The sequence below is a fragment of the Kitasatospora sp. NPDC001309 genome (assembly GCF_042896295.1).
Taxonomy (GTDB): Bacteria; Actinomycetota; Actinomycetes; order Streptomycetales; family Streptomycetaceae; genus Kitasatospora.
Window position 1 is genome coordinate 355,914 of the sequence record NZ_JBIAXC010000002.1, and the last position, 19,741, is coordinate 375,654.

Below are 19,741 nucleotides of genomic sequence, written 5' to 3' on the forward strand. Positions count from 1 at the left end.
CGGTCCGGCGCGGCGTTGCGGTTGGCCCGCCCCAGTGGCTGTCCGTATCGTCCGGTGGGTGACCGAACCCGTGCCGCCGCGCCAGACCCCCGACCAGCCCTGGCGGTCCGAGGGCGCCCCGCCCCCGCCGCCGCCCCGCCGCCGGATGCCCGGCGGCTGGGCGGGCCTCGTCCTGACCGCACTCGTGGTGTTCCTGATCTCCGACCTGCTGCTGTCGTTCTTCGGCAACGAGGGCGCCACCACGATCTCCTACACCGAGTTCAACAACCAGCTGAACAAGGGCAACATCACCAAGATCTACTCCAAGGGCGACGCGATCGAGGGCACCCTCAAGAGCGCCCAGCCCAAACCCGACGGCGGCAAGGGCGACTACACCGACTTCGACACCCAGCGCCCCTCCTTCGCGGGCGACAACCTGTGGACCACCCTGCAGCAGCAGGGCGTCGAGGTCACCGCCACCTCCCCGGTCCAGCAGCGCAGCTTCCTGACCAACCTGCTGCTCTCGCTCGCCCCGATGCTGCTGCTGGTCTTCATCTGGGTGCTGCTGGCCCGCCGGATGGCCGGCGGGCTCGGCGGCGGACCGCTCGGCCGCAAGGCCCCGCCCAAGCCGGTCACCGCCGACCAGGGCAAGCGCACCACCTTCGCCGACGTGGCCGGCATCGACGAGGTCGAGGCCGAACTCACCGAAGTGGTCGACTACTTGAAGCACCCCGAGCGCTACCGCAAGCTCGGTGCCAAGATGCCGCGCGGGGTGCTGCTCAGCGGCCCGCCCGGCACCGGCAAGACCCTGCTGGCCCGGGCCGTGGCCGGCGAGGCGGACGTGCCGTTCTTCTCCGCCTCCGCCTCCGAGTTCATCGAGATGATCGTCGGCGTCGGTGCCAGCCGGGTCCGCGAACTGTTCGCCGAGGCCCGCAAGGTCGCCCCGGCGATCATCTTCATCGACGAGATCGACACCATCGGCCGCCAGCGCGGCGCCGGCGGCGGCATGGGCGGGCACGACGAGCGCGAGCAGACGCTCAACCAGATCCTCACCGAGATGGACGGCTTCACCGGCTCCGAGGGCGTCATCGTGATCGCCGCGACCAACCGGGCCGACGTGCTCGACCCGGCGCTGCTGCGCCCCGGCCGCTTCGACCGCCGGATCACCGTCAGCCCGCCCGACCGGGAGGGGCGCGCCGCGATCCTGCGCATCCACACCCGTACCGTCCCGCTGGCCGGCGACACCGACCTCACCCAGCTGGCCAAGGTCACCCCCGGGATGACCGGCGCCGAACTCGCCAACCTGGTCAACGAGGCGGCCCTGCTGGCCGTCAAGCGGGAGCAGGACGCGGTCAACGAGCGGGACCTCTCGGACGCCCTGGAGAAGGTCCAACTCGGCGCCGTGCGACCGCTGGTGATGCCGCAGGAGGAGCGCGAGCGGACGGCGTACCACGAGAGCGGCCACGCGCTGCTGGGCATGCTCCAGCCGGGCGCGGACCCGGTCCGCAAGATCACCATCGTGCCGCGCGGCCGGGCCCTCGGCGTCACCCTCTCCACCCCGGAGAACGACCGCTACTCGTACACCGAGCCCTACCTGCGCGGCCGGATCATCGGCGCGCTCGGCGGGATGGCCGCCGAGCAGGTGGTCTACGGGGTGATCACCACCGGCGCGGAGAGCGACCTGGAGCAGGTCACCAACATCGCCCGCGGGATGGCCGGGCGCTGGGGGATGAGCGAGCGGGTCGGGCGGCTCACCGCCGTGCCCGCGGACGCCCAGGGCGCGTACGGGCTCTCGGCGGCGCCGACCACGCTGGACGCGGTGGACGAGGAGGCCCGGCGGATCGTCGCCGAGTGCTACGAGGACGCGGTGCGGATCCTGAACGAGGAGCGGCAGCGGCTGGACGCGCTGGCGGCGGCGCTGCTGGAGGCGGAGACCCTCGACGAGGAGGCGGCCTACCGGGCCGCCGGGGTGCCGCGGAAGGCCTCCGAGGAGGCGTGAGCCGGGGAGCCGGGGGCGCCCGCCGTGGTGGCGGGCGCCCCCGGTTTCCGTTGCTCGGGGGCTTTCAGCGCGGCCGCTCGGCGATCAGGTAGCGGAAGACGTTCTCCATCCGGACCGAGCCGTCCGGGCGCAGGTACGGCTGCAGCGCCTCCTCCAGCTCCTTGGCCACCAGCGGGGCGCCGGAGAACTCCTCGGCCGCCTCGAACAGTCCGGTGGAGAGCAGGCCGCGCACCGCGCTGTCGAGGTCCGGGTAGGCGAACGGGCAGCTCACCCGGCCGCTGCCGGCCGGGCGCAGGCCGGCCGGGGCCAGCAGGTCCTCCAGCGTTCCCGGCGCGCTCAGTTCGAACGGGTCGCGGGCGGTGGTCCGCCCGGCCATCCGGCGGGCCGCGTCCAGCACCGGGGCGCTCTCGCAGTGCTCCGGCGGGCCCCAGGCGGCGAGCACCACGTGCCCGCCCGGGAGGGTGTGCCGGGCCGCCTCGGCGACCACCGGCCCGGGCTCGGCGGAACCGGGCAACTGGTCGAAGACCGTCACCAGCGAATGGGCCGAGCGGGGGACGGCGGCGGCCGGCCGGGCCCCCGCGCACACCCGCAGCCGACGCCCCCGGGCCAGCTCGCGCAGCTCGTCCCGCGGCTCCTGCCCGGCGACCTGGGCGCCCCGTCCGGCGGCCAGCAGCAGGGCCAGTCCGGACCGGCAGCCCAGTCCCAGCACGCTGCTCGCCGGGCCGACCTCCAGGCGGTCGTGCACCGCCTCGTAGAGCGGCACCAGCATGCGCTCCTGGATCTCCGCCCAGTCGCGCGCCCGCGCGGGCCCCGCGGCCTCCTGCGGGGGGTGGTGCGGTCGTGCGCCGGTCGGTCGTGCGCCCGCCGGTCGTGCGGTCCCTGGTCGTGCGGTCGTGCCGGTCGTCCGAGCTGAAGCCATCGCGGCCTCCCATCCGGTCCTTCGGTGTGCAGCTACGGCTCCCCCAAAGTCCCGCCCCACTCCAGCGAACAGCGGGTCGGGCCCGGCGTCCAGAGGGGTGCAGGGTGGTGCGCGCGTGTCGCGGTCGTGCGCCCCCTGCGGACGGACCGCGGTCGGCGTGCCACGACTGAGGGTGTCCTCACCCCCTCATCGGTGTGATACCGATTCGAAGTGAGGGGGCCGATCCCCGTACCATTCCGCCCATGGCTAAGGCACCCGTTCTCACCCCTCAGGCGGAAGACTTCCCGCGCTGGTACCAGGACCTCATCAACAAGGCCGAGCTGGCCGACAACGGTCCGGTGCGCGGCACCATGGTCATCCGACCGTACGGCTACGGGCTGTGGGAGCGGATGCAGCAGGAGATGGACGCGCGCATCAAGAAGGCGGGCGCCCAGAACGCCTACTTCCCGATGTTCATCCCGCAGTCCTACCTGACGAAGGAAGCCGAGCACGTCGAGGGCTTCGCACCCGAGCTCGCGGTCGTCACCCACGGCGGCGGCAAGCAGCTGGAGGAGCCGGTCGTCGTCCGGCCGACCTCCGAGACCATCATCAACGAGTACTTCTCGAAGTGGGTGCAGAGCCACCGCGACCTGCCCCTGCTGATCAACCAGTGGGCCAACGTGGTCCGTTGGGAGCTCCGCCCGCGCGTCTTCCTGCGCACCACCGAGTTCCTCTGGCAGGAGGGCCACACCGCCCACGCCACCTACGAGGACGCCCGCGCGTACGCGTCGATGATCCACACCCAGGTCTACGGCGACTTCATGACCAACGTGCTCGGCATCGACGTCGTGCTCGGCCGCAAGACCGCCAAGGAGCGCTTCGCCGGCGCCATCAACACCCTCACCCTCGAAGGCATGATGGGTGACGGCAAGGCGCTGCAGATGGGCACCAGCCACGAGCTGGGCCAGAACTTCGCCAAGGCGTTCAACACCACCTACCAGCTGCAGGGCGCCGAGCGCGAGCACGTCTGGCAGACCTCCTGGGGCGTCTCGACCCGCATGGTCGGCGGCCTGATCATGTCCCACGGCGACGACAACGGCCTGCGGGTGCCCCCGCGCCTGGCCGCGGTCCAGGCCGTGGTGCTGGCCATCAAGGGCGACGACGCCGTCATCGCCAAGGTCCGTGAGATCGGCGCCCAGCTGGAGGCCGTCGGCATCCGGGTCGTGGTCGACGACCGCACCGACACCCCGTTCGGCCGCCGCGCCGTCGACTGGGAGCTCAAGGGCGTTCCGGTGCGCATCGAGGTCGGCCCGCGCGACCTGGAGAACGGCACCGCGATGCTGGCCCGCCGCATCCCGGGCGGCAAGGAGCCGGTCTCCATCGACGCGCTGGCCGCCCTGCTGCCGGGCCTCCTGGAGGAGGACCAGGCGCTGCTGCTGCGCCAGTCCCGCGAGCGCCGCGAGTCCCGCACCGTCGACGTCAAGACCCTCGACGAGGCCGTGGAGGCCGCCGCGACCGGCTGGGCCCGGATCTCCTGGGCCGACCTCGGCCCGGCGGGCGAGGCCAAGCTGGCCGAGCAGGGCGTCACGGTGCGCTGCATCGTCGCGGCCGACGGTTCGGTGCCGCAGGCGGACGACCAGGACGGCAATATCGCGATCGTCGCGCGTTCGTACTGACGTCATCGCGGCGTGCGCGTACTGATCGCGTGCCGCCCACCGATGTCGGCGGTCGTCGGGTAATGACCGGTGGCGGCGACATTTGCCCGAAATGCGGGCGGGTAAGAATCCGGTAACTCTGCCGGAGGGGGCCGAGTAGGTGACATCCCTACTGGCCGGTCAACTGCCGGTATTAACGGAATAGCGGTACGGTGTACGGCCCGTGGCCCTGTCAACTTCGACGGGTCCACGGGCCGTACGTCCAGGGGGCGACAGCCCGCTCCCCGGACGGAATTCACGAGGCCCGCCGACGTTGCGACGGGCCGAAACCCGCAGGGGGTTGGTCTTGCCTCAGATCCGGAACGCGCAATTCGCGCGCAGTCGTGCATTCCTGGGAGTTCCCTGGGAATTCCCGGAGAACGGGAACATGCGGAACATCGGCGCACTCTGCATCGTTGGTCTAGCGTGAGCACGACACAGCCCCTCGTCCTCGCGGCCGAACTGGCCGCCGCCTGGAGCGACATCCAGGCCTACCACCAGGACCTCCCCGACCTGGCCTCGCCCGAGGCACTGATCGGCGAGTCCTCCTCGGCCTGTGGCACGCGGCTCGGTTTCGAGCGGCTCCTCCACGAGGCTGCCCACGGTCTGGCCGCGGCCCGGGACATCCGGGACACCTCGCGGGCCGGCCGCTACCACAACCGGCGCTTCCTGATGCTCGCCTCCGAGCTGGGCCTGGCGCACCCGGTCGAGCCGCACGCCAGCAGCGGCTTCTCCCAGGTGACCATGCTCAAGGAGACGCAGGAGCGCTACGCCGACACCATCGAGCGACTGGACCGCGCCCTCGGCGCGCACCAGGAGGCGGTGGCCGGCGACGGCGCCAACCGCGCGTTCCGCGGCCCGGCCGCCCGGCACGGCTCCTCCGGGGGCGGCGTCCGGGTCAAGGCGGTGTGCGGCTGCGGGCGCAACGTCCGCGTCGTGCCGTCGGTGCTCGCCCAGGCGTCCATCGTCTGCGGCGCGTGCCAGCAGCCGTTCAAGATCGCGTAATCCGGGGTCGGGACCGGTCGGCGACTGTGCGGGCAGTCGGCTCGGCCGGGGTGATCGACACCGGTGGCATCGGTGAGTCTGTGGGCTGACCGGGAGCGGGGGCTCCCGGTCGATCCCTGAACCGTCCCCCCTGAAACCGTCCCCCTGCTCCGGCCCGGTCGCCCCGGCCGCGGCACAGGTGCTCCCCGGCTCCGTCTGCGAAGGCCGGGTGAAGAGCCCTGCCGCCGATATGGCAGAATGGACAGCTGAGTACTCGGCAGCCGAGCAGGACCCCTCTCTCCTACGGCTGGCGTGTCCCTTGAGCGGACCGCCCCGCAACCCCACGCGGACGGCGAGACCGCTCACCCACGTCAACACCAGGAGAATCCACTCCCGTGGCAGTCAAGATCAAGCTCAAGCGTCTCGGCAAGATTCGCGCCCCGCACTACCGCATCGTCGTCGCCGACTCGCGCACCAAGCGTGACGGCCGCGCGATCGAGGAGATCGGCATCTACCAGCCGACCTACAACCCCTCGAAGATCGAGGTCGACACCGACCGCGCCCAGTACTGGCTGTCCGTCGGCGCCCAGCCGACCGAGCCGGTGCTCGCCATCCTCAAGCTGACCGGTGACTGGCAGAAGTTCAAGGGCCTGCCGGCCCCGGCGCCGCTGCTGGTCGCCGAGCCCAAGGTCGAGGACTTCTCGCACCTGTTCGCGAAGGCCGTCGCCGGCTTCGAGGACGCCACCACCGGTGTTGCCATCACCCCGAAGGCCAAGAAGTCGGACAAGGCCGAGGCTGAGGCCGACGCCGGCGCCGAGGCCTGATCGTGATCGAGGACGCCCTCGACCATTTGGTGAAGGGCATCGTCGAGCACCCCGACGAGGTGCAGGTGCGCTCGCGCAACCTGCGTCGGGGGAACACCATCGAGGTGCGGGTGCACCCCGATGACCTCGGCAAGGTGATCGGCCGGGGTGGCCGCACGGCGCGCGCACTGCGCACCGTGGTCGGCGCCCTCGGCGGTCGCAACGTCCGGGTCGACCTGGTCGACGTGGACAACATTCGCTGACGCAGCTGCTCGTTCAGCCGTCGGGCTTGAGGCCGACCGGGACGCATGTCGTCCCGGTCGGCCTTTTTCTGTCTCCGGCTTTCTGCCTCCGGCCGCTGTCCTCGGCTGTCGTCACCGGTCTTCGTGACCGCTTCTGTCTCTGCCTTTGTCTCTGCCTTCTCGCCCAGCAACTCCAGGAGAACGATCACCGTGCAGCTCGTCGTCGGCAGGATCGGCCGTGCCCACGGCATCCGGGGGGACGTCAGTGTCGAGGTCCGCACCGACGAGCCGGAACTCCGGCTCGGCCCCGGTGCCGTCCTGCTCACCGACCCGGCCTCGGCCGGGCCCCTGACCGTCGAGTCCGGCCGGGTGCACAGCGGCCGGCTGCTGCTGCGCTTCGCCGGCGTCAAGGACCGCAACGCGGCGGAGGCGCTGCGGGGCACCGTGCTGATCTCCGAGGTCGACCCGGAGGAGCGTCCGGACGATCCGGAGGAGTACTACGACCACCAGCTGGTCGGCCTCGACGTGGTGCTGCTCGACGGCACCCCGGTCGGCGAGCTGACCGCGGTCGTCCACCTGCCGTACCAGGACCTGCTCACGGTGGAGAAGGCCGACGGCACGGAGGTGCTGGTGCCCTTCGTCACCCAGATCGTGCCGACCATCGACCTGGAGAACCAGCGGGCCGTGATCACCCCGCCGCCCGGGCTGATCGACCTCGACGAGGCCGAGGTCGTCGGCAGCGCCTCGGAGGAGCCGGAGGAGTCGGAGTGAGCGCCGAGCAGGACCTCGCGTCGACGGCCGCTCCCGAGCCCGCTCCCGTGCCCGCCCCGGAGAGTGCCTCGGAGAGTGCTTCGGCGGCTGCCCCCGGTGGGCAGTCGGGGATGGTGCAGCCGGGGACCGTGCAGTCGGGGACCGTCCAGTCGGGGACCGTCCAGTCGGGGATGCGGATCGACGTCGTCTCGATCTTCCCGGAGTACCTGGAGCCGCTGAACATCTCGCTGGTCGGCAAGGCCCGGGCCCGCGGCCAGCTGGACGTGCACGTCCACGACCTGCGCGGATGGACCCACGACGTGCACCGCACGGTGGACGACAGCCCGTACGGCGGCGGCCCCGGCATGGTGATGAAGCCCGAGCCGTGGGGCGAGGCGCTGGACGCGGTGGTGGCCGGCGGCCCCGAGGGCGAGCTGCCCACCCTGGTCGTTCCCACGCCCAGCGGGCGGCCGTTCACCCAGGAGCTCGCCCAGGAACTCGCCGGGCGCCCCTGGCTGGCGTTCACCCCCGCGCGGTACGAGGGCATCGACCGCCGGGTCATCGAGGAGGCGGCCACCCGGATGCCGGTGGTCGAGGCCTCGATCGGCGACTACGTGCTGGCCGGCGGCGAGGTCGCGGTGCTGGTGATGGTCGAGGCGATCGCCCGGCTGCTGCCCGGCGTGCTCGGCAACGCCGAGTCGCACCGGGACGACTCCTTCGCGCCCGGCGCGATGGCCGACCTGCTGGAGGGCCCGGTCTACACCAAGCCCGCCGAGTGGCGTGGCCGGACCGTCCCGGACGTCCTGCTCAGCGGCAACCACGGCAAGATTGCCCGCTGGCGGCGGGAGCAGGCCTTCGCCCGCACCCTGGCCAACCGGCCCGACCTGGTCGGGCGCTGGCAGTACGGGGCCTTCGACAAGAAGGACCGGGCGGCGCTCGACGTCCTGGGCCTGGCCTGGGACGAGGAGCTCGGCCGATTTCGGTCCACGGCCGTCGATGTGGAACAATAGGCCGCTGCTGTCTGTCGCTGGCCCCCTTCCGTAGGGGGCACGTGGACCGGCGCCCTCGCCACGGGGGGATCGCCGTCAGCCGATGCGGCCCGCAGCTCACCCCATTGTGACGAACTTCCGTGGGCGGCCCGTGGCGCCTGCGATGGAGAGCAACATGAGCAACAAGCTCGCTGCTGTCGACGCGGCCTCGCTGCGCACCGACATCCCGGCCTTCCGCGCCGGTGACACCCTGAAGGTTCACGTCCGGGTCATCGAGGGCAACCGCTCCCGTGTCCAGGTCTTCCAGGGCGTCGTCATCCGCCGCCACGGCGCCGGCGTCGGTGAGACCTTCACCGTCCGCAAGGTCAGCTTCAACGTCGGCGTGGAGCGCACCTTCCCGGTGCACACCCCGGTCGTCGAGAAGATCGAGGTCGTGACCCGCGGTGCGGTTCGCCGCGCCAAGCTGTACTACCTGCGTGACCTCCGCGGCAAGGCCGCGAAGATCAAGGAGAAGCGCGACCGCTGATCCACCGCCCCCCGGCCGCGCCGGGGGACCGGAGCGCTCCGAGGGGCCGGGCCACCGCAAGGTAAGCTCTGCGCCCGATGAGCACGCACGAACCACCCGCGGACCGCGACGGCAGTCCCGCACCCACCGGTGCGGACTCGCTGTCGCGGTCCGCGGTCGTTTCCGAGCCGGATCGGGCTGCGCGGCCGGAGCGGCTCGGACAGCCGGAGCGGCTCGAAGGGCCGGAGCGGCTCGAAGGGCCGGGGGCCTCGGGGGCCGCGGAGGGGTCCGAGGCCTCGGGGGTCGCGCGGGCGGAGCCCGAGCCGGGGGCCGAGGACGAGGCCGAGGAGCCCGGGCGGTCCCGCTCGCGGGACCTGCTGCTGTTGGCCGGGATCTGTCTGGCGGCCCTGCTCCTGGTGAACGCCTTCGTGGCCCGTCCGTTCACGGTGCCCTCGGGCTCGATGGAGGACACCCTGCGGCCGGGCGACCGGTTGATCGCCAACCAGCTCGCCTACGCCTTCGGCGGGCACCCCCAGCGCGGTGACGTGGTGGTCTTCGACGGGACGGGCTCCTTTCTCCGCGATTCGGCCGAGCCGCCGGGGTTCTGGGACGACCTCCGCTCGGTCGGCCGGGACCTGGGGCTGGTCCCGGCCGGCGACACGGTCTACGTCAAGCGCGTGATCGGCGTCGCCGGGGACCGGGTGCGGAGCACCGGCCCGGGGGCGCCGCTCACCGTCAACGGCGTGCCGGTGGACGAGAGCGCCTACCTGGCCCCGGGCGACCAGCCGTCCGCCGTGGCCTTCGACGTCCTGGTACCGAACGGCAAGCTGTTCGTGCTGGGCGACCACCGGAGTTCCTCCCGGGACTCCCGGGACCACCTCGGGGAGCCCGGTGGCGGCTTCGTGCCCGAGGACAAGGTGATCGGCCGGGCGGACTGGGTGGTCTACCCGTTCTCGCGCCTGACCGGACTGGACCGGCCCGCGGCCTTCACCGCGGTCCCGGGGACGGGTGGCCGTGGGGACCAGGGGTAGGGGCCGGGTCGCCGACCGGCCGGCTCCCGAACCGGGCGGGGACGGGGGCGGGAGCGGGGGCGAAGCAGCGGAGTCCGGGGCGGAACCGGTCGCGCCGGTCCGCGGCCGCGCCGATCGTCGGCGCAGTGCCCGCCGCGTGGCCCGGCGGCGCAAGCGCTCGCTGCTGCGCGAGTTCCCGCTGATCATCCTGGTGGCCCTGCTGGTGGCACTGGTGATGAAGACCTTCATGATCCAGGTGTTCGTGATCCCCTCGGGCTCGATGGAGCAGACCATCCAGGTCGGGGACCGGGTGCTGGTGGACAAGTTGACCCCCTGGTTCGGCAGTGAGCCGCAGCGCGGCGACGTGGTGGTGTTCAAGGACCCGGGCGGCTGGCTGGAGAGTGACCACAAGGCGGCCGACGACGGTCCGGTCCTGGCCCCGGCGAAGCACGTGCTGACCTTCGTCGGGCTGCTGCCGTCCGACAACGAGCAGGACCTGATCAAGCGCGTGATCGGTGTCGGCGGGGACACCGTCGAGTGCTGCGACCCGCAGGGGCGGCTCAGCGTCAACGGCCGTGCGGTGGACGAGCCGTACCTCGCGGCGGGCAACCCGCCGTCCCGCCAGCCGTTCAAGGTGACGGTGCCGAAGGGGCGGCTGTGGGTGATGGGGGACCACCGCGACGTCTCCGCCGACTCCCGCTTCCACATGGGCAACCCCGGGCAGGGCACCGTGCCGCTGAGCGACGTGGTCGGTCGCGCCTTCATGATCGGGTGGCCGCTGGGCCGGCTCCATCAACTCGACGAGCCCGGTTCACTCTCCTCTCTCGCCGCGACCTCGCGGCCCGGCGGAACTGCGCCGCAATCGATGGGCATTGGGCCGGTTCCATTGGAACCACCGCTCGTTATGGGTGTGTTGGGCATCCTTCCGTTCGTCGTTCGCCGGTCGGGGCGGCCTCCGCGGTGAGCCGCTCCGGTCGTCGGACGGCCGGACGGCGCGTGTGGAACCGCGGGCCGGATGCCCTGGAGTGATAGAGAAGTGCAGGTGCGGCCGGGAGCGGTCCCGGTCGTGAGCCGGGGTCGGGTTGGTGTCAGGAGAGCCTGCTGTGGGCAATCCTGATGCGTTCACGGTCGTGGTGAGCGTGGTGCCCGCTGTGCGGCACTCTGAGCGCGGGCGCGCAGGCGTCCGCACAGCAGGGAGGAGACGTTGTGGGGGATTTGGTGATCGGCGCCCGCTCAGGCGCCGGGGAACCCGAGGGCCCGGGCGGTCGGGTGACCCGGTCCGCCGAGTCCTCGGCGCCGTCCGCCGCGGTCGAGGACACGGCCGCCCAGACCGCCGACGAGCACGGGAGCGGGGCCGACGGCCCGGCGGAGCCCGGGCGGCCGGAGAGCGGGCCGACCGACGAGTCGGAGTCGGAGGCTCCGGCCAAGCCGCGCAAGCAGCGCTCCTTCCTGAAGGAGTTGCCGATCCTGGTCGGCATCGCACTGATCCTGGCGTTGGTGATCAAGACTTTCTTCGTCCAGGCGTTCTCCATTCCGTCCGAGTCGATGCAGAACACGCTGCAGGTCGGCGACCGGGTGCTGGTGGACAAGCTGACCCCGTGGTTCGGCGCCGAGCCCGAGCGCGGGGACGTCGTGGTGTTCCACGACCCGGGCGGCTGGTTGGGCGACGAGCCGACCCAGCAGAGCAGCAACTCCTTCGTTCGCGGTGTCCAGGACGTGCTCAGCTTCGTCGGGCTGATGCCCTCCGCCAACGAGAAGGACCTGATCAAGCGGGTCATCGCGGTCGGCGGCGACACCGTCGAGTGCGCGGACGACGGTCCGGTCAAGGTCAACGGCGTCGCGCTCAACGAGCCGTACATCTACCCGGGCAACACTCCTTGTGGGACCCACCCCTTCGCTCCGGTGAAGGTGCCGAACGGCCGGATCTGGGTGATGGGCGACCACCGCGCGGACTCGCTGGACTCCCGCTTCCACATGGACCAGCCGGGCGGCGGGACCGTACCGGTGGACAACGTGATCGGGCGTGCCTTCGTGGTGGCCTGGCCGGTCGGCCACTGGTCCACGCTCCCGGTGCCGGGCACCTTCGACCAGAAGGGCCTGGCGGCGGCCTTGCCGGCCGCGCCTCCCGTGGCCGGTGCGGTGGGTGCCGTCGCCCTGCTTCCGCTGGTGCGTCGGGCGCGGGCCCGGACGGAGCGCCGGAAGGAGTCCTGAGCTCCAGCTGCTCCTCCCCGACCCTTGCGCGGGCCGTGGTACCGACGAGTAATCTGCTCGGACGTGCCACGGCCCGTCGGCGTTCGCCCCCGAGCCACCGGCGTGCCAGTGGTGTTCTCCGGTCGGCCAAAGGTGGACGGTGTCGATGAGCAGTGTCGTGGAACAGTCGGCCGACCACTCGGCCGCGCCCGCCCGGTCCGGCCGCCGGCCCGCCGCGGTGCTGCAGGGGGTCGCGATCGCGCTCGGGCTGGTGTTGATGATCGGCGGATTCGCCCTCATCGCGGTCGACTACCGGCCGTACAAGATCCCCACCGCCTCGATGCACCCGACGCTCCGGATCGGCGACACCGTGCTCGCCCGCAAGGTCGACGGCGGCGCCGTCGGCCGGGGCGACGTGGTGGTCTTCCGCGACCAGGCCTGGGGCGGGGAGCTCATGGTCAAGCGGGTGGTCGCGGTCGGCGGCGACACCGTCGCCACCACCGCCGCGGACCACCGGCTGACGGTCGACGGGCAGCCCGTGGACGAGCCGTACCTCGCGACCCAGGGCCGCCAGGGCGATGCGTTCAGCGTGACGGTGCCGCAGGGCCGGCTGTTCCTGCTCGGTGACAACCGGGTCGGCTCGCTGGACTCCCGCACCCACCTGGAGGTCGACGGCGGGACCGTCCCGGCCACCGCCGTCGAGGCGAGGGTCGAGGCCACCCTGCTGCCCCTCGGCCGGACCGCCCTGCTGGAGCGGACCTCGGCCTTCGACGGCTTCGCGGGCCCCCGGGCCGCGGAGCCGGGCCCGCTGGAGCCCGCCGCCTACGCCAGCGTCGCGGGCGCGGCGCTGATCGTGCTGACCTCGGCGGTGGGCGGGGTGGCCGGCCTGGCGCGCCGGCTCGGCCGGGGGCGCAGCTCCTGAGCACGGCCGTCGCGGGTCGGGCCGCTCTGCCGAACATCGCCCCGGACGGCCGCGCCGGGTGGCAGGATCGGTAGCACCACCGATGCGAACCGAAGGAGCGTGGAGCGCCGCGATGACTGCACAGCGTCGCCGGGCGGCGCGGATCCTGCTGCTGGACGGGCTGGACCGCATCCTCCTGTTCCTGGGCGTCGATCCCGCGGTGCCCGACGAGACGTGGTGGTTCACGCCCGGGGGCGGCTTGGAGCCGGGGGAGGACGTGCGGGCGGCCGCCGAGCGGGAGCTCGCGGAGGAGACCGGCTTGCGGGGTGTGGCCCTGGGGCCCTTGGTGGCGTACGGCACGGTGTCGTTCTCCTTTCGGGGACAGCGTTACGAGCAGGAGCAGTGGTTCCACCTGGCCCGGACCACGGAGACGGGCCTGGACCACTCGGGCATGGGCGAGGACGAGCACGCCCAGCTGCTCGCGGCGCGCTGGTGGACGGTCGAGGAACTGCGGGGGACCGCCGAGACGGTCCATCCGGCCGGACTGGCGGACTTCCTGGAGCGACTGCTCGCAGAGGGCCCACCGGTCGATCCGGTACGGCTCTGAGCGTGGGTGCGGTGGTCCACAATGGGTGGACGTGACAAGTTGAGGGGACGCCTGGATGAGTGCCGAAGATCTCGAGAAGTACGAGACCGAGATGGAGCTCAAGCTCTACCGGGAGTACCGGGACGTCGTCGGCCTGTTCAAGTACGTGATCGAGACCGAGCGACGGTTCTACCTCACCAACGACTACGAGCTGCAGGTTCACTCGGTCCAGGGCGAGGTGTTCTTCGAGGTGTCGATGGCGGATGCGTGGGTCTGGGACATGTACCGGCCGGCCCGGTTCGTCCGTAAGGTCCGGGTGCTGACCTTCAAGGACGTGAACATCGAGGAACTCGCGAAGAGCGATCTGGAGCTGCCCTCGGACGAGTCCGGCTTCGGGAACTGACGTTGGACGACTCCGTCCCGCGTTGTCCAGCCGATTTTCGCGTGACGGGGGCTTCTCACTCCTGCGGGTGACAAGAGTTGTCCACAGGCCCGGGTTATCCACAGGGGAACGGAATTTCCCGGCATCGGTGTGCACGGTGGTGCAGCCTCCTCGGCGGAGGTGGTCACCGTGCAGAACACCATCGAGCAGGACCAGACCGTGCAGGACCTGGCCGTACCGAACGCGGCCGCGACCGGGGCGGACGGCGGGGCCGGGGAGGCCGGGGAGGACCGCAGCACCAGGAACGGGCTCGGCCGCTACGGCGAGCGGGTCGCCGCCCGGCACCTCACGGACGCCGGGCTCCGCATCCTCGACCGCAACTGGCGCTGCGTCGAGGGTGAGCTGGACATCGTCGCCCTCGACGGCGACACCGTCGCGGTCTGCGAGGTGAAGACCCGCTCCGAGCGGGGCTTCCAACAACCCAGCGAGGCCATCGACCGGGCCAAGGCCGCCCGGCTGCGGCGGCTCGCCGAGCGCTGGCTGGCCGAGCGCTGGCCCGAGCACTTCGCCCGGCTGGCCGGGCCCGGGTACGACCCCGGGCCGTCCGATCCGCAGTGGCCGCCCGCCCCACCGGGCGGGGTGCGGATCGACCTGGTGGCCGTGGTCAACCGGGCTCGGGGTGCGGCCCTGGTCGACCACCTGCGGGGGGTGGTCTGAGATGGCCTTCGCCCGTACCTGTTCCGTCGCGCTGGTCGGGGTCGACGGAGTGATCGTCGAGGTCCAGGCCGATCTGGAGCCCGGGGTGGCCGCGTTCACCCTGGTCGGCCTGCCCGACAAGGCACTCACCGAGGCCCGCGACCGGGTCCGCGCCGCGGTCTGCAACAGCGGGGAGGCCTGGCCGCAGCGCAAGCTGACCGTCGGGCTCAGCCCCGCCTCGGTGCCCAAGAGCGGCAGCGGCTTCGACCTCGCGGTGGCCTGCGCCGTGCTGGCCGCCGCCGAACGGCTGGACCCGTCCGCCATCGCCGACCTGCTGTTGATCGGCGAGCTGGGGCTGGACGGCCGGGTGCGGCCGGTCCGCGGGGTGCTGCCCTCGGTGCTGGCCGCGGCCGACGCCGGGTACGAACGGGTCGTGGTCGCCGAGCAGACGGCGCCCGAGGCCTCGCTCGTGCCGGGCGTGACGGTGATCGGGGTGCGCAGCCTGCGCCAGCTGGTCGCCGTCCTGACCGGGGCGGAGGCGCCGGAGGAGCCGCCGGACCTGCTCGGCGGCCGGCCGGATCCGCTGATGGCCGGGCTGATGCTGCCCAGCGCGGGCGTCCGGGGCCTGCCCGACGAGCGGACCCTGCGCCTGGACATGGCGGACGTGGCCGGTCAGTACGAGGCCCGGCGGGCTCTGGAGATCGCCGCCGCCGGAGGCCACCACCTCTACCTCAAGGGGCCGCCGGGCGCGGGCAAGACGATGCTGGCGGAGCGGCTGCCCGCGCTGCTCCCGCCGCTGACCCAGAAGGAGTCGCTGGAGGTCACGGCCGTCCACTCGGTGGCGGGCCTGCTCCCGGTCGGGCGCCCGCTGATCGACACCGCGCCCTACTGCGCCCCGCACCACTCCACCACGATGCCCGCGATCGTCGGCGGCGGCAGCGGCCTGCCGAGGCCGGGCGCGGTCTCCCTCGCCCACCGGGGCGTGCTCTTCCTGGACGAGGCGCCCGAGTTCCCCGTGCGGGTGCTCGACGCGCTGCGCCAGCCGCTGGAGTCGGGCGAGGTGGTGATCGCCCGTTCGGCCGGTTCGCTGCGGCTCCCGGCGCGGTTCCTGCTCTGCCTGGCCGCCAACCCCTGTCCGTGCGGCCGGTACTCACGGCGGGGCGAGGGCTGCGAGTGCACTCCGGTGATGGTCAGCCGGTACCAGGGGAGGCTCTCCGGGCCGCTGCTGGACCGGGTCGACCTCCAGGTCCAGGTCGCCCCGGTGACCAGGATCGAGTTGATGGAGCGGGACACCACGGCGGAGACCACCGCGACCGTCGCCGCCCGGGTGCTGGAGGCGCGGGAGCGGGCCGCCGCGCGGCTGGCGCACACCCCGTGGCGGACCAATGCGGAGGTGCCGGGCCACGAACTGCGCACCCGTTGGCAGCTCTCGGCCGGAGCGCTCAACGACGTCGCCCGCCAGCTGGAGCGCGGGCTGCTGACGGCCCGCGGCCTGGACCGGGTGCTCCGGGTCGCCTGGACGGTCGCGGACCTGGCCGGCCGCGACCGGCCGGACCAGCGGGACGTGCGCACCGCCCTGGTCCTGCGCACCGGTGTCGAGCAGGGGCTGCCGCTGCCCGAGCGCGGGCACGGCCGCCTCGGCGGCATCCCGGCCCAGCGCCGGAGCGGCCCCGACGACCGGCCCGGACCACGGTCGGAGCCCGAGGGGCTCCCGGCGAAGGACGAGGAGGCGGCATGAACCAGCTGTTGCGGCACTCCCGGGCAGCCCACGCGGACGAAGCCGGTCCGGCGGCCGCGCCCGAGGCGGAGCGCCTCGCCCGGGTGCTGCTCAACCGGCTCAGCGAACCGGGCGACGCCGTGGTCGGCCGCTGGCTCGACGGACTCCCCGCCGTGGACGTGGTGCGGGCGATCCGGGAGGGCGCCGTCCCCGACCACCCCGGGCTGGACCAGGCCCGGCTGGCCGCCTACCAGGCCCGACTCTCCGGGCTCGACCCGGTGGCCGACCTGAAACGGGTGCGGGACGTCGGTGGACGCTTCATCATTCCGGGGGACACGGAATGGCCCAGTCAACTGGACGACCTGGGCGACGGACGCCCGATCGGGCTGTGGACGACCGGTACCGGTTCACTGCGGCTGCTCGCCCTGCGCTCGGTGGCGGTGGTGGGCTCCCGGGCCTGCACGGCCTACGGCGCCCACGTCGCGGGCGAGCTCGCGGCCCAACTGGCCGAGCGCGGTTGGGTGGTGGTGTCCGGGGCCGCGTACGGGATCGACGCGGCGGCCCACCGCGGGGCACTGGCCGTCGGCGGGATGACGGTCGCGGTGCTCGCCTGCGGGGTCGACGTGGCCTACCCGAAGGGGAACGCCGAACTGATCCGGCGGATCGGCGAACAGGGCCTGCTGGTCAGCGAACTCCCGCCCGGCGAGCACCCGAACCGGTTCCGCTTCGTGCTCCGCAACCGGGTCATCGCGGCGCTGACCCGGGGCACGGTGGTGGTCGAGGCGGCCGTGCGCAGCGGCGCCCTGAGTACGGCCAGACGGGCGCGGGACCTCAACCGCCACACCATGGGCGTCGCGGGGCCCGTCACCTCCGAGCTCTCCGCCGGGGTGCACGCGCTGATCCGCAGCGGCGGCGCCACGCTGGTCACCGACGCGGCCGAGATCACCGAGCTGGTCGGGGCGATCGGGGACGACCTGGCCCCGCAGCGCGGCGGACCGGTGCTGCCGCGGGATTTGCTGGAGCCACCGGTGGCCCGGGTGCTGGAGGCCGTACCGGCCACGGCCGAAGGCGCTCCGGTCGAGCGACTGGCCCGGCAGTCCGGCCTCCCGCCGGACGAAGTCCTGCAACGGCTCTACGAGTTGGCCTCGCTCGGCTTCGTGGAGCGGCACGGCGCGCACTGGCGCGTGGTGCGGAGGAGGTGAGCGCCCGGGGGTACGAACACGGGTGCGCCCGCGGGAAGCGGGTCGGGACGGCCCGGCTGACCTGCTGATCCGGGTCTTCCGCTCGTCTGCCCGGATCCGATGGGTGAACGCCACCGGATCGGGGGACGACCGAGTGGCGGTAGCGCTTTGCAGTGAGTCGGTCACGCTACGCTCCACATGCCTTCCCTATCAGCACATGACTCGGCAGAACGGCGCAGACCTACGTATGCCCACACACATTCCCGGACACAGAGTGACCGGTGGCGCTCGGTCCGCGGGAGGGCCGCGGACCGAGCGGCGACCCGCGACCGAGTTCCCGTCCAAGGCGGCGGGGACGAAGGGGGGCCTGTCGCGTCAGGGCGGCCGGCCGACGGTGGTGCCGGGCCAGCCCGCGGACACGACCAGGGACGTCGACCCGGCCCAGCGTGCCGACGCCGCGTGCGGTGTCGAGACGGTCCACGGCACCGGGGCGCTCGGCGAGGCGGACGCGCCGGGGGGTGCGGCCGTACCCCGCGCCCCCCGGTTGCCTTCGAGCGCCCCGGCGCCGGACGCCACCTCCCCACCCGGGCCCCGGCCCCGCCGGGAGCAGCCCGGGGCGGGGCGGGGGGCGCAGGTCAGGGACACCCGGAGCGCCCAGGAGCCCCGGAGCGCCCGGGACGCTCGGGAGCCCGGTGCCCAGGGGCGCAGCGCGCTCGAAGAGCTCTGGCGCTCCTACAAGGAGACCGGCGACCAGCGGCTGCGCGAGCAGCTGATCCTCCACTACTCACCACTCGTCAAGTACGTGGCGGGGCGGGTCGGGGTCGGCCTGCCCTCCAACGTCGAACAGGCCGACTTCGTCTCCTCCGGGGTCTTCGGGCTGATCGACGCGATCGAGAAGTTCGACATCGACCGCGCCATCAAGTTCGAGACCTACGCGATCAGCCGCATCCGCGGCGCGATCATCGACGAGCTGCGTGCTCTGGACTGGATCCCCCGCTCGGTGCGGCAGAAGGCGAAGGCCGTCGAGCGGACGTACGCGACGCTGGAGGCCCGGCTGCGCCGGACGCCGCACGAGCCCGAGGTCGCGGCCGAGATGGGCATCGCGATCGAGGACCTGCACGCGATCTTCAGCCAGCTGTCGCTCGCCAACGTGGTGGCCCTGGACGAACTGCTGCACCCGGTGGGGGAGGGCGGCGACCGGCTCAGCCTGGTGGACACCCTGGAGGACCACGGCGCGGACGACCCGGTCGAGGTGGCCGAGGACCGCGAGCTGCGCAGACTGCTGGCCCAGGCGGTCAACACCCTCCCCGAGCGGGAGAAGACCGTGGTCACGCTCTACTACTACGAGGGCCTCACCCTCGCCGAGATCGGCCAGGTGCTGGGGGTGACGGAGAGCCGGGTGAGTCAGATCCACACCAAGTCCGTCCTCCAGTTGCGGGCCAAGCTCTCGGACGTCCGGTAGCGGGCGCCGGAGCCGCCCGCCGGGCCGGCTCCTCCTTCGAATGCGCGGCGCCGTTCCGGCCGCGCGCGCGGCTCCGTACAGTGGGTCCGTGCCGAAGATCCGAGCGGCCACGGTGGCCGAGCATCGCCAGCTGCAGCGGGCAGCCCTCCTGGACGCTGCCCGCGCCCTGCTCACCGAGGGCGGCATGGAGGCCCTGACCTTCCCCTCGCTCGCCGCCCGTACCGGGCTGGCGCGTTCCTCCGTCTACGAGTACTTCCGCTCCCGTGCCGCCGTGGTCGAGGCACTGTGCGAGGTGGACTTCCCGCTCTGGGCGGCCGAGATCGAGGCCGGGATGGCGAGCTGCGAGACCGCCGCCGAGCGGATCGAGGCGTACGTCCGGGGCCAGCTGGCGCTGGCCGGGGACCCCAGGCACCGGGCGGTCACGGCCATCTCGGCGCTGGAGTTGGACGAGGCCGCGCGCGAGCGCATCCGGGCGGCGCACGGCGGGCTCGTCGGCCTGGTCGTCCGGGCGCTGGAGGAACTGGGCCACGACCAGCCCCGACTCGCCGCGGCACTGCTGCAGGGGATCGTGGAGGCGGCCGTCCGCCGGACCGAGCAGTTCGCCGGCGGGGACCGTACGGGCTGCCCGGTGGAGTCCCCGGAGGCGGTCGCGGACGCGGCGGTGGCCCTGGCGTTGCACGGCCTCGACCGGACCTGACCCGCCCCCGCCCGTTCCTCGTCCCGTCCTGCCGCGAGCCCGCCCCTGCCCCGCCGCGAGCCTCTGCCCCGTCCGT

Annotated in this window: 19 protein-coding genes and 1 pseudogene; 19 read left to right on the forward strand and 1 reads right to left on the reverse strand. The window is 73.0% G+C overall.

Features of this window, described 5'->3' with window-relative positions; all coding sequences use genetic code 11:
* Positions 1-58: 58 nt before the first annotated feature.
* Entirely contained in the window at positions 59-1,978 is a 1,920-nt protein-coding gene (gene ftsH, locus ACFY2K_RS03775) for an ATP-dependent zinc metalloprotease FtsH (RefSeq protein ID WP_375891766.1), read from the forward strand.
* 64 nt (positions 1,979-2,042) lie between these two features.
* On the opposite strand, the gene ACFY2K_RS03780 is transcribed toward ftsH, so the two are convergent.
* Positions 2,043-2,747 (reverse strand): class I SAM-dependent methyltransferase, encoded by a 705-nt coding sequence (locus ACFY2K_RS03780; protein WP_380525264.1) that lies wholly within the window; start codon positions 2,745-2,747, stop codon positions 2,043-2,045.
* Between the two features lie 392 nt (positions 2,748-3,139).
* Here ACFY2K_RS03780 and proS point away from each other — a divergent pair, with 392 nt between their 5' ends.
* The 18 genes and pseudogenes from proS to ACFY2K_RS03870 all read left to right on the forward strand — a co-directional run bounded on the left by proS (position 3,140) and on the right by ACFY2K_RS03870 (position 19,665).
* Positions 3,140-4,552, forward strand: coding sequence for a proline--tRNA ligase (gene proS / locus ACFY2K_RS03785; RefSeq protein ID WP_380525263.1), 1,413 nt, complete (start codon positions 3,140-3,142; stop codon positions 4,550-4,552).
* A 444-nt stretch (positions 4,553-4,996) separates the two neighbouring features.
* Complete coding sequence (locus ACFY2K_RS03790; protein WP_375891771.1) at positions 4,997-5,575, forward strand: hypothetical protein; 579 nt, start codon at positions 4,997-4,999, stop codon at positions 5,573-5,575.
* A gap of 374 nt (positions 5,576-5,949) precedes the next feature.
* On the forward strand, positions 5,950-6,378 hold the full coding sequence (gene rpsP, locus ACFY2K_RS03795; RefSeq protein WP_375891773.1) for a 30S ribosomal protein S16: 429 nt from the start codon (positions 5,950-5,952) through the stop codon (positions 6,376-6,378).
* Between the two features lie 2 nt (positions 6,379-6,380).
* Positions 6,381-6,620, forward strand: coding sequence for an RNA-binding protein (locus ACFY2K_RS03800; protein WP_030056773.1), 240 nt, complete (start codon positions 6,381-6,383; stop codon positions 6,618-6,620).
* 189 nt (positions 6,621-6,809) lie between these two features.
* Positions 6,810-7,370, forward strand: coding sequence for a ribosome maturation factor RimM (gene rimM / locus ACFY2K_RS03805; RefSeq protein WP_375891775.1), 561 nt, complete (start codon positions 6,810-6,812; stop codon positions 7,368-7,370).
* 170 nt (positions 7,371-7,540) lie between these two features.
* A complete protein-coding gene (gene trmD / locus ACFY2K_RS03810) occupies positions 7,541-8,359 on the forward strand; it encodes a tRNA (guanosine(37)-N1)-methyltransferase TrmD (RefSeq protein ID WP_387709453.1) in 819 nt (272 codons plus the stop codon).
* A 154-nt stretch (positions 8,360-8,513) separates the two neighbouring features.
* Positions 8,514-8,864 carry a 50S ribosomal protein L19 gene (gene rplS / locus ACFY2K_RS03815; protein WP_030243502.1) on the forward strand — a complete coding sequence of 117 codons (351 nt, stop codon included), beginning with the start codon at positions 8,514-8,516 and terminating at the stop codon, positions 8,862-8,864.
* Between the two features lie 77 nt (positions 8,865-8,941).
* Positions 8,942-9,874 (forward strand): signal peptidase I, encoded by a 933-nt coding sequence (gene lepB / locus ACFY2K_RS03820; RefSeq protein WP_387709422.1) that lies wholly within the window; start codon positions 8,942-8,944, stop codon positions 9,872-9,874.
* A 136-nt stretch (positions 9,875-10,010) separates the two neighbouring features.
* Positions 10,011-10,817, forward strand: coding sequence for a signal peptidase I (lepB, locus tag ACFY2K_RS03825; protein ID WP_380527406.1), 807 nt, complete (start codon positions 10,011-10,013; stop codon positions 10,815-10,817).
* 242 nt (positions 10,818-11,059) lie between these two features.
* A complete protein-coding gene (lepB, locus tag ACFY2K_RS03830; RefSeq protein WP_380591555.1) occupies positions 11,060-12,064 on the forward strand; it encodes a signal peptidase I in 1,005 nt (334 codons plus the stop codon).
* 145 nt (positions 12,065-12,209) lie between these two features.
* Positions 12,210-12,965: a signal peptidase I gene (lepB, locus tag ACFY2K_RS03835; protein ID WP_387709424.1), complete on the forward strand. Its 756-nt coding sequence runs from the start codon at positions 12,210-12,212 to the stop codon at positions 12,963-12,965.
* A 112-nt stretch (positions 12,966-13,077) separates the two neighbouring features.
* On the forward strand, positions 13,078-13,551 hold the full coding sequence (locus ACFY2K_RS03840; RefSeq protein WP_375891786.1) for an NUDIX hydrolase: 474 nt from the start codon (positions 13,078-13,080) through the stop codon (positions 13,549-13,551).
* A gap of 55 nt (positions 13,552-13,606) precedes the next feature.
* Entirely contained in the window at positions 13,607-13,933 is a 327-nt protein-coding gene (locus ACFY2K_RS03845) for a DUF2469 domain-containing protein (RefSeq protein ID WP_030056781.1), read from the forward strand.
* A 168-nt stretch (positions 13,934-14,101) separates the two neighbouring features.
* Positions 14,102-14,629, forward strand: coding sequence for a YraN family protein (locus ACFY2K_RS03850; RefSeq protein ID WP_375891788.1), 528 nt, complete (start codon positions 14,102-14,104; stop codon positions 14,627-14,629).
* A gap of 1 nt (position 14,630) precedes the next feature.
* Positions 14,631-16,346: a YifB family Mg chelatase-like AAA ATPase gene (locus ACFY2K_RS03855; RefSeq protein WP_375891790.1), complete on the forward strand. Its 1,716-nt coding sequence runs from the start codon at positions 14,631-14,633 to the stop codon at positions 16,344-16,346.
* Positions 16,343-17,527, forward strand: coding sequence for a DNA-processing protein DprA (gene dprA, locus ACFY2K_RS03860; RefSeq protein WP_387709426.1), 1,185 nt, complete (start codon positions 16,343-16,345; stop codon positions 17,525-17,527). Before ACFY2K_RS03855 ends, dprA begins: the two co-directional genes overlap by 4 nt.
* 640 nt (positions 17,528-18,167) lie before the next feature.
* Positions 18,168-18,968 (forward strand): annotated as a pseudogene (whiG, locus tag ACFY2K_RS03865) (RNA polymerase sigma factor WhiG); the annotation flags it as partial.
* A 112-nt stretch (positions 18,969-19,080) separates the two neighbouring features.
* Positions 19,081-19,665, forward strand: a complete 585-nt coding sequence (locus ACFY2K_RS03870) for a TetR/AcrR family transcriptional regulator (RefSeq protein ID WP_380527453.1) — start codon at positions 19,081-19,083, stop codon at positions 19,663-19,665.
* The last annotated feature ends 76 nt before the right edge of the window (positions 19,666-19,741 follow it).

Coding starts and splice junctions, on each gene's coding strand:
- lepB (WP_387709424.1), top strand. CDS start 12,210: ATGAGCAGTGTCGTGGAACAGTCGGCCGACCACTCGGCCGCGCCCGCC.
- ACFY2K_RS03840 (WP_375891786.1), top strand. CDS start 13,078: ATGACTGCACAGCGTCGCCGGGCGGCGCGGATCCTGCTGCTGGACGGG.
- proS (WP_380525263.1), top strand. CDS start 3,140: ATGGCTAAGGCACCCGTTCTCACCCCTCAGGCGGAAGACTTCCCGCGC.
- trmD (WP_387709453.1), top strand. CDS start 7,541: ATGCGGATCGACGTCGTCTCGATCTTCCCGGAGTACCTGGAGCCGCTG.
- ACFY2K_RS03845 (WP_030056781.1), top strand. CDS start 13,607: ATGAGTGCCGAAGATCTCGAGAAGTACGAGACCGAGATGGAGCTCAAG.
- ACFY2K_RS03780 (WP_380525264.1), bottom strand. CDS start 2,747: ATGCTGGTGCCGCTCTACGAGGCGGTGCACGACCGCCTGGAGGTCGGC.
- dprA (WP_387709426.1), top strand. CDS start 16,343: ATGAACCAGCTGTTGCGGCACTCCCGGGCAGCCCACGCGGACGAAGCC.
- ACFY2K_RS03855 (WP_375891790.1), top strand. CDS start 14,631: ATGGCCTTCGCCCGTACCTGTTCCGTCGCGCTGGTCGGGGTCGACGGA.
- lepB (WP_387709422.1), top strand. CDS start 8,942: ATGAGCACGCACGAACCACCCGCGGACCGCGACGGCAGTCCCGCACCC.
- rplS (WP_030243502.1), top strand. CDS start 8,514: ATGAGCAACAAGCTCGCTGCTGTCGACGCGGCCTCGCTGCGCACCGAC.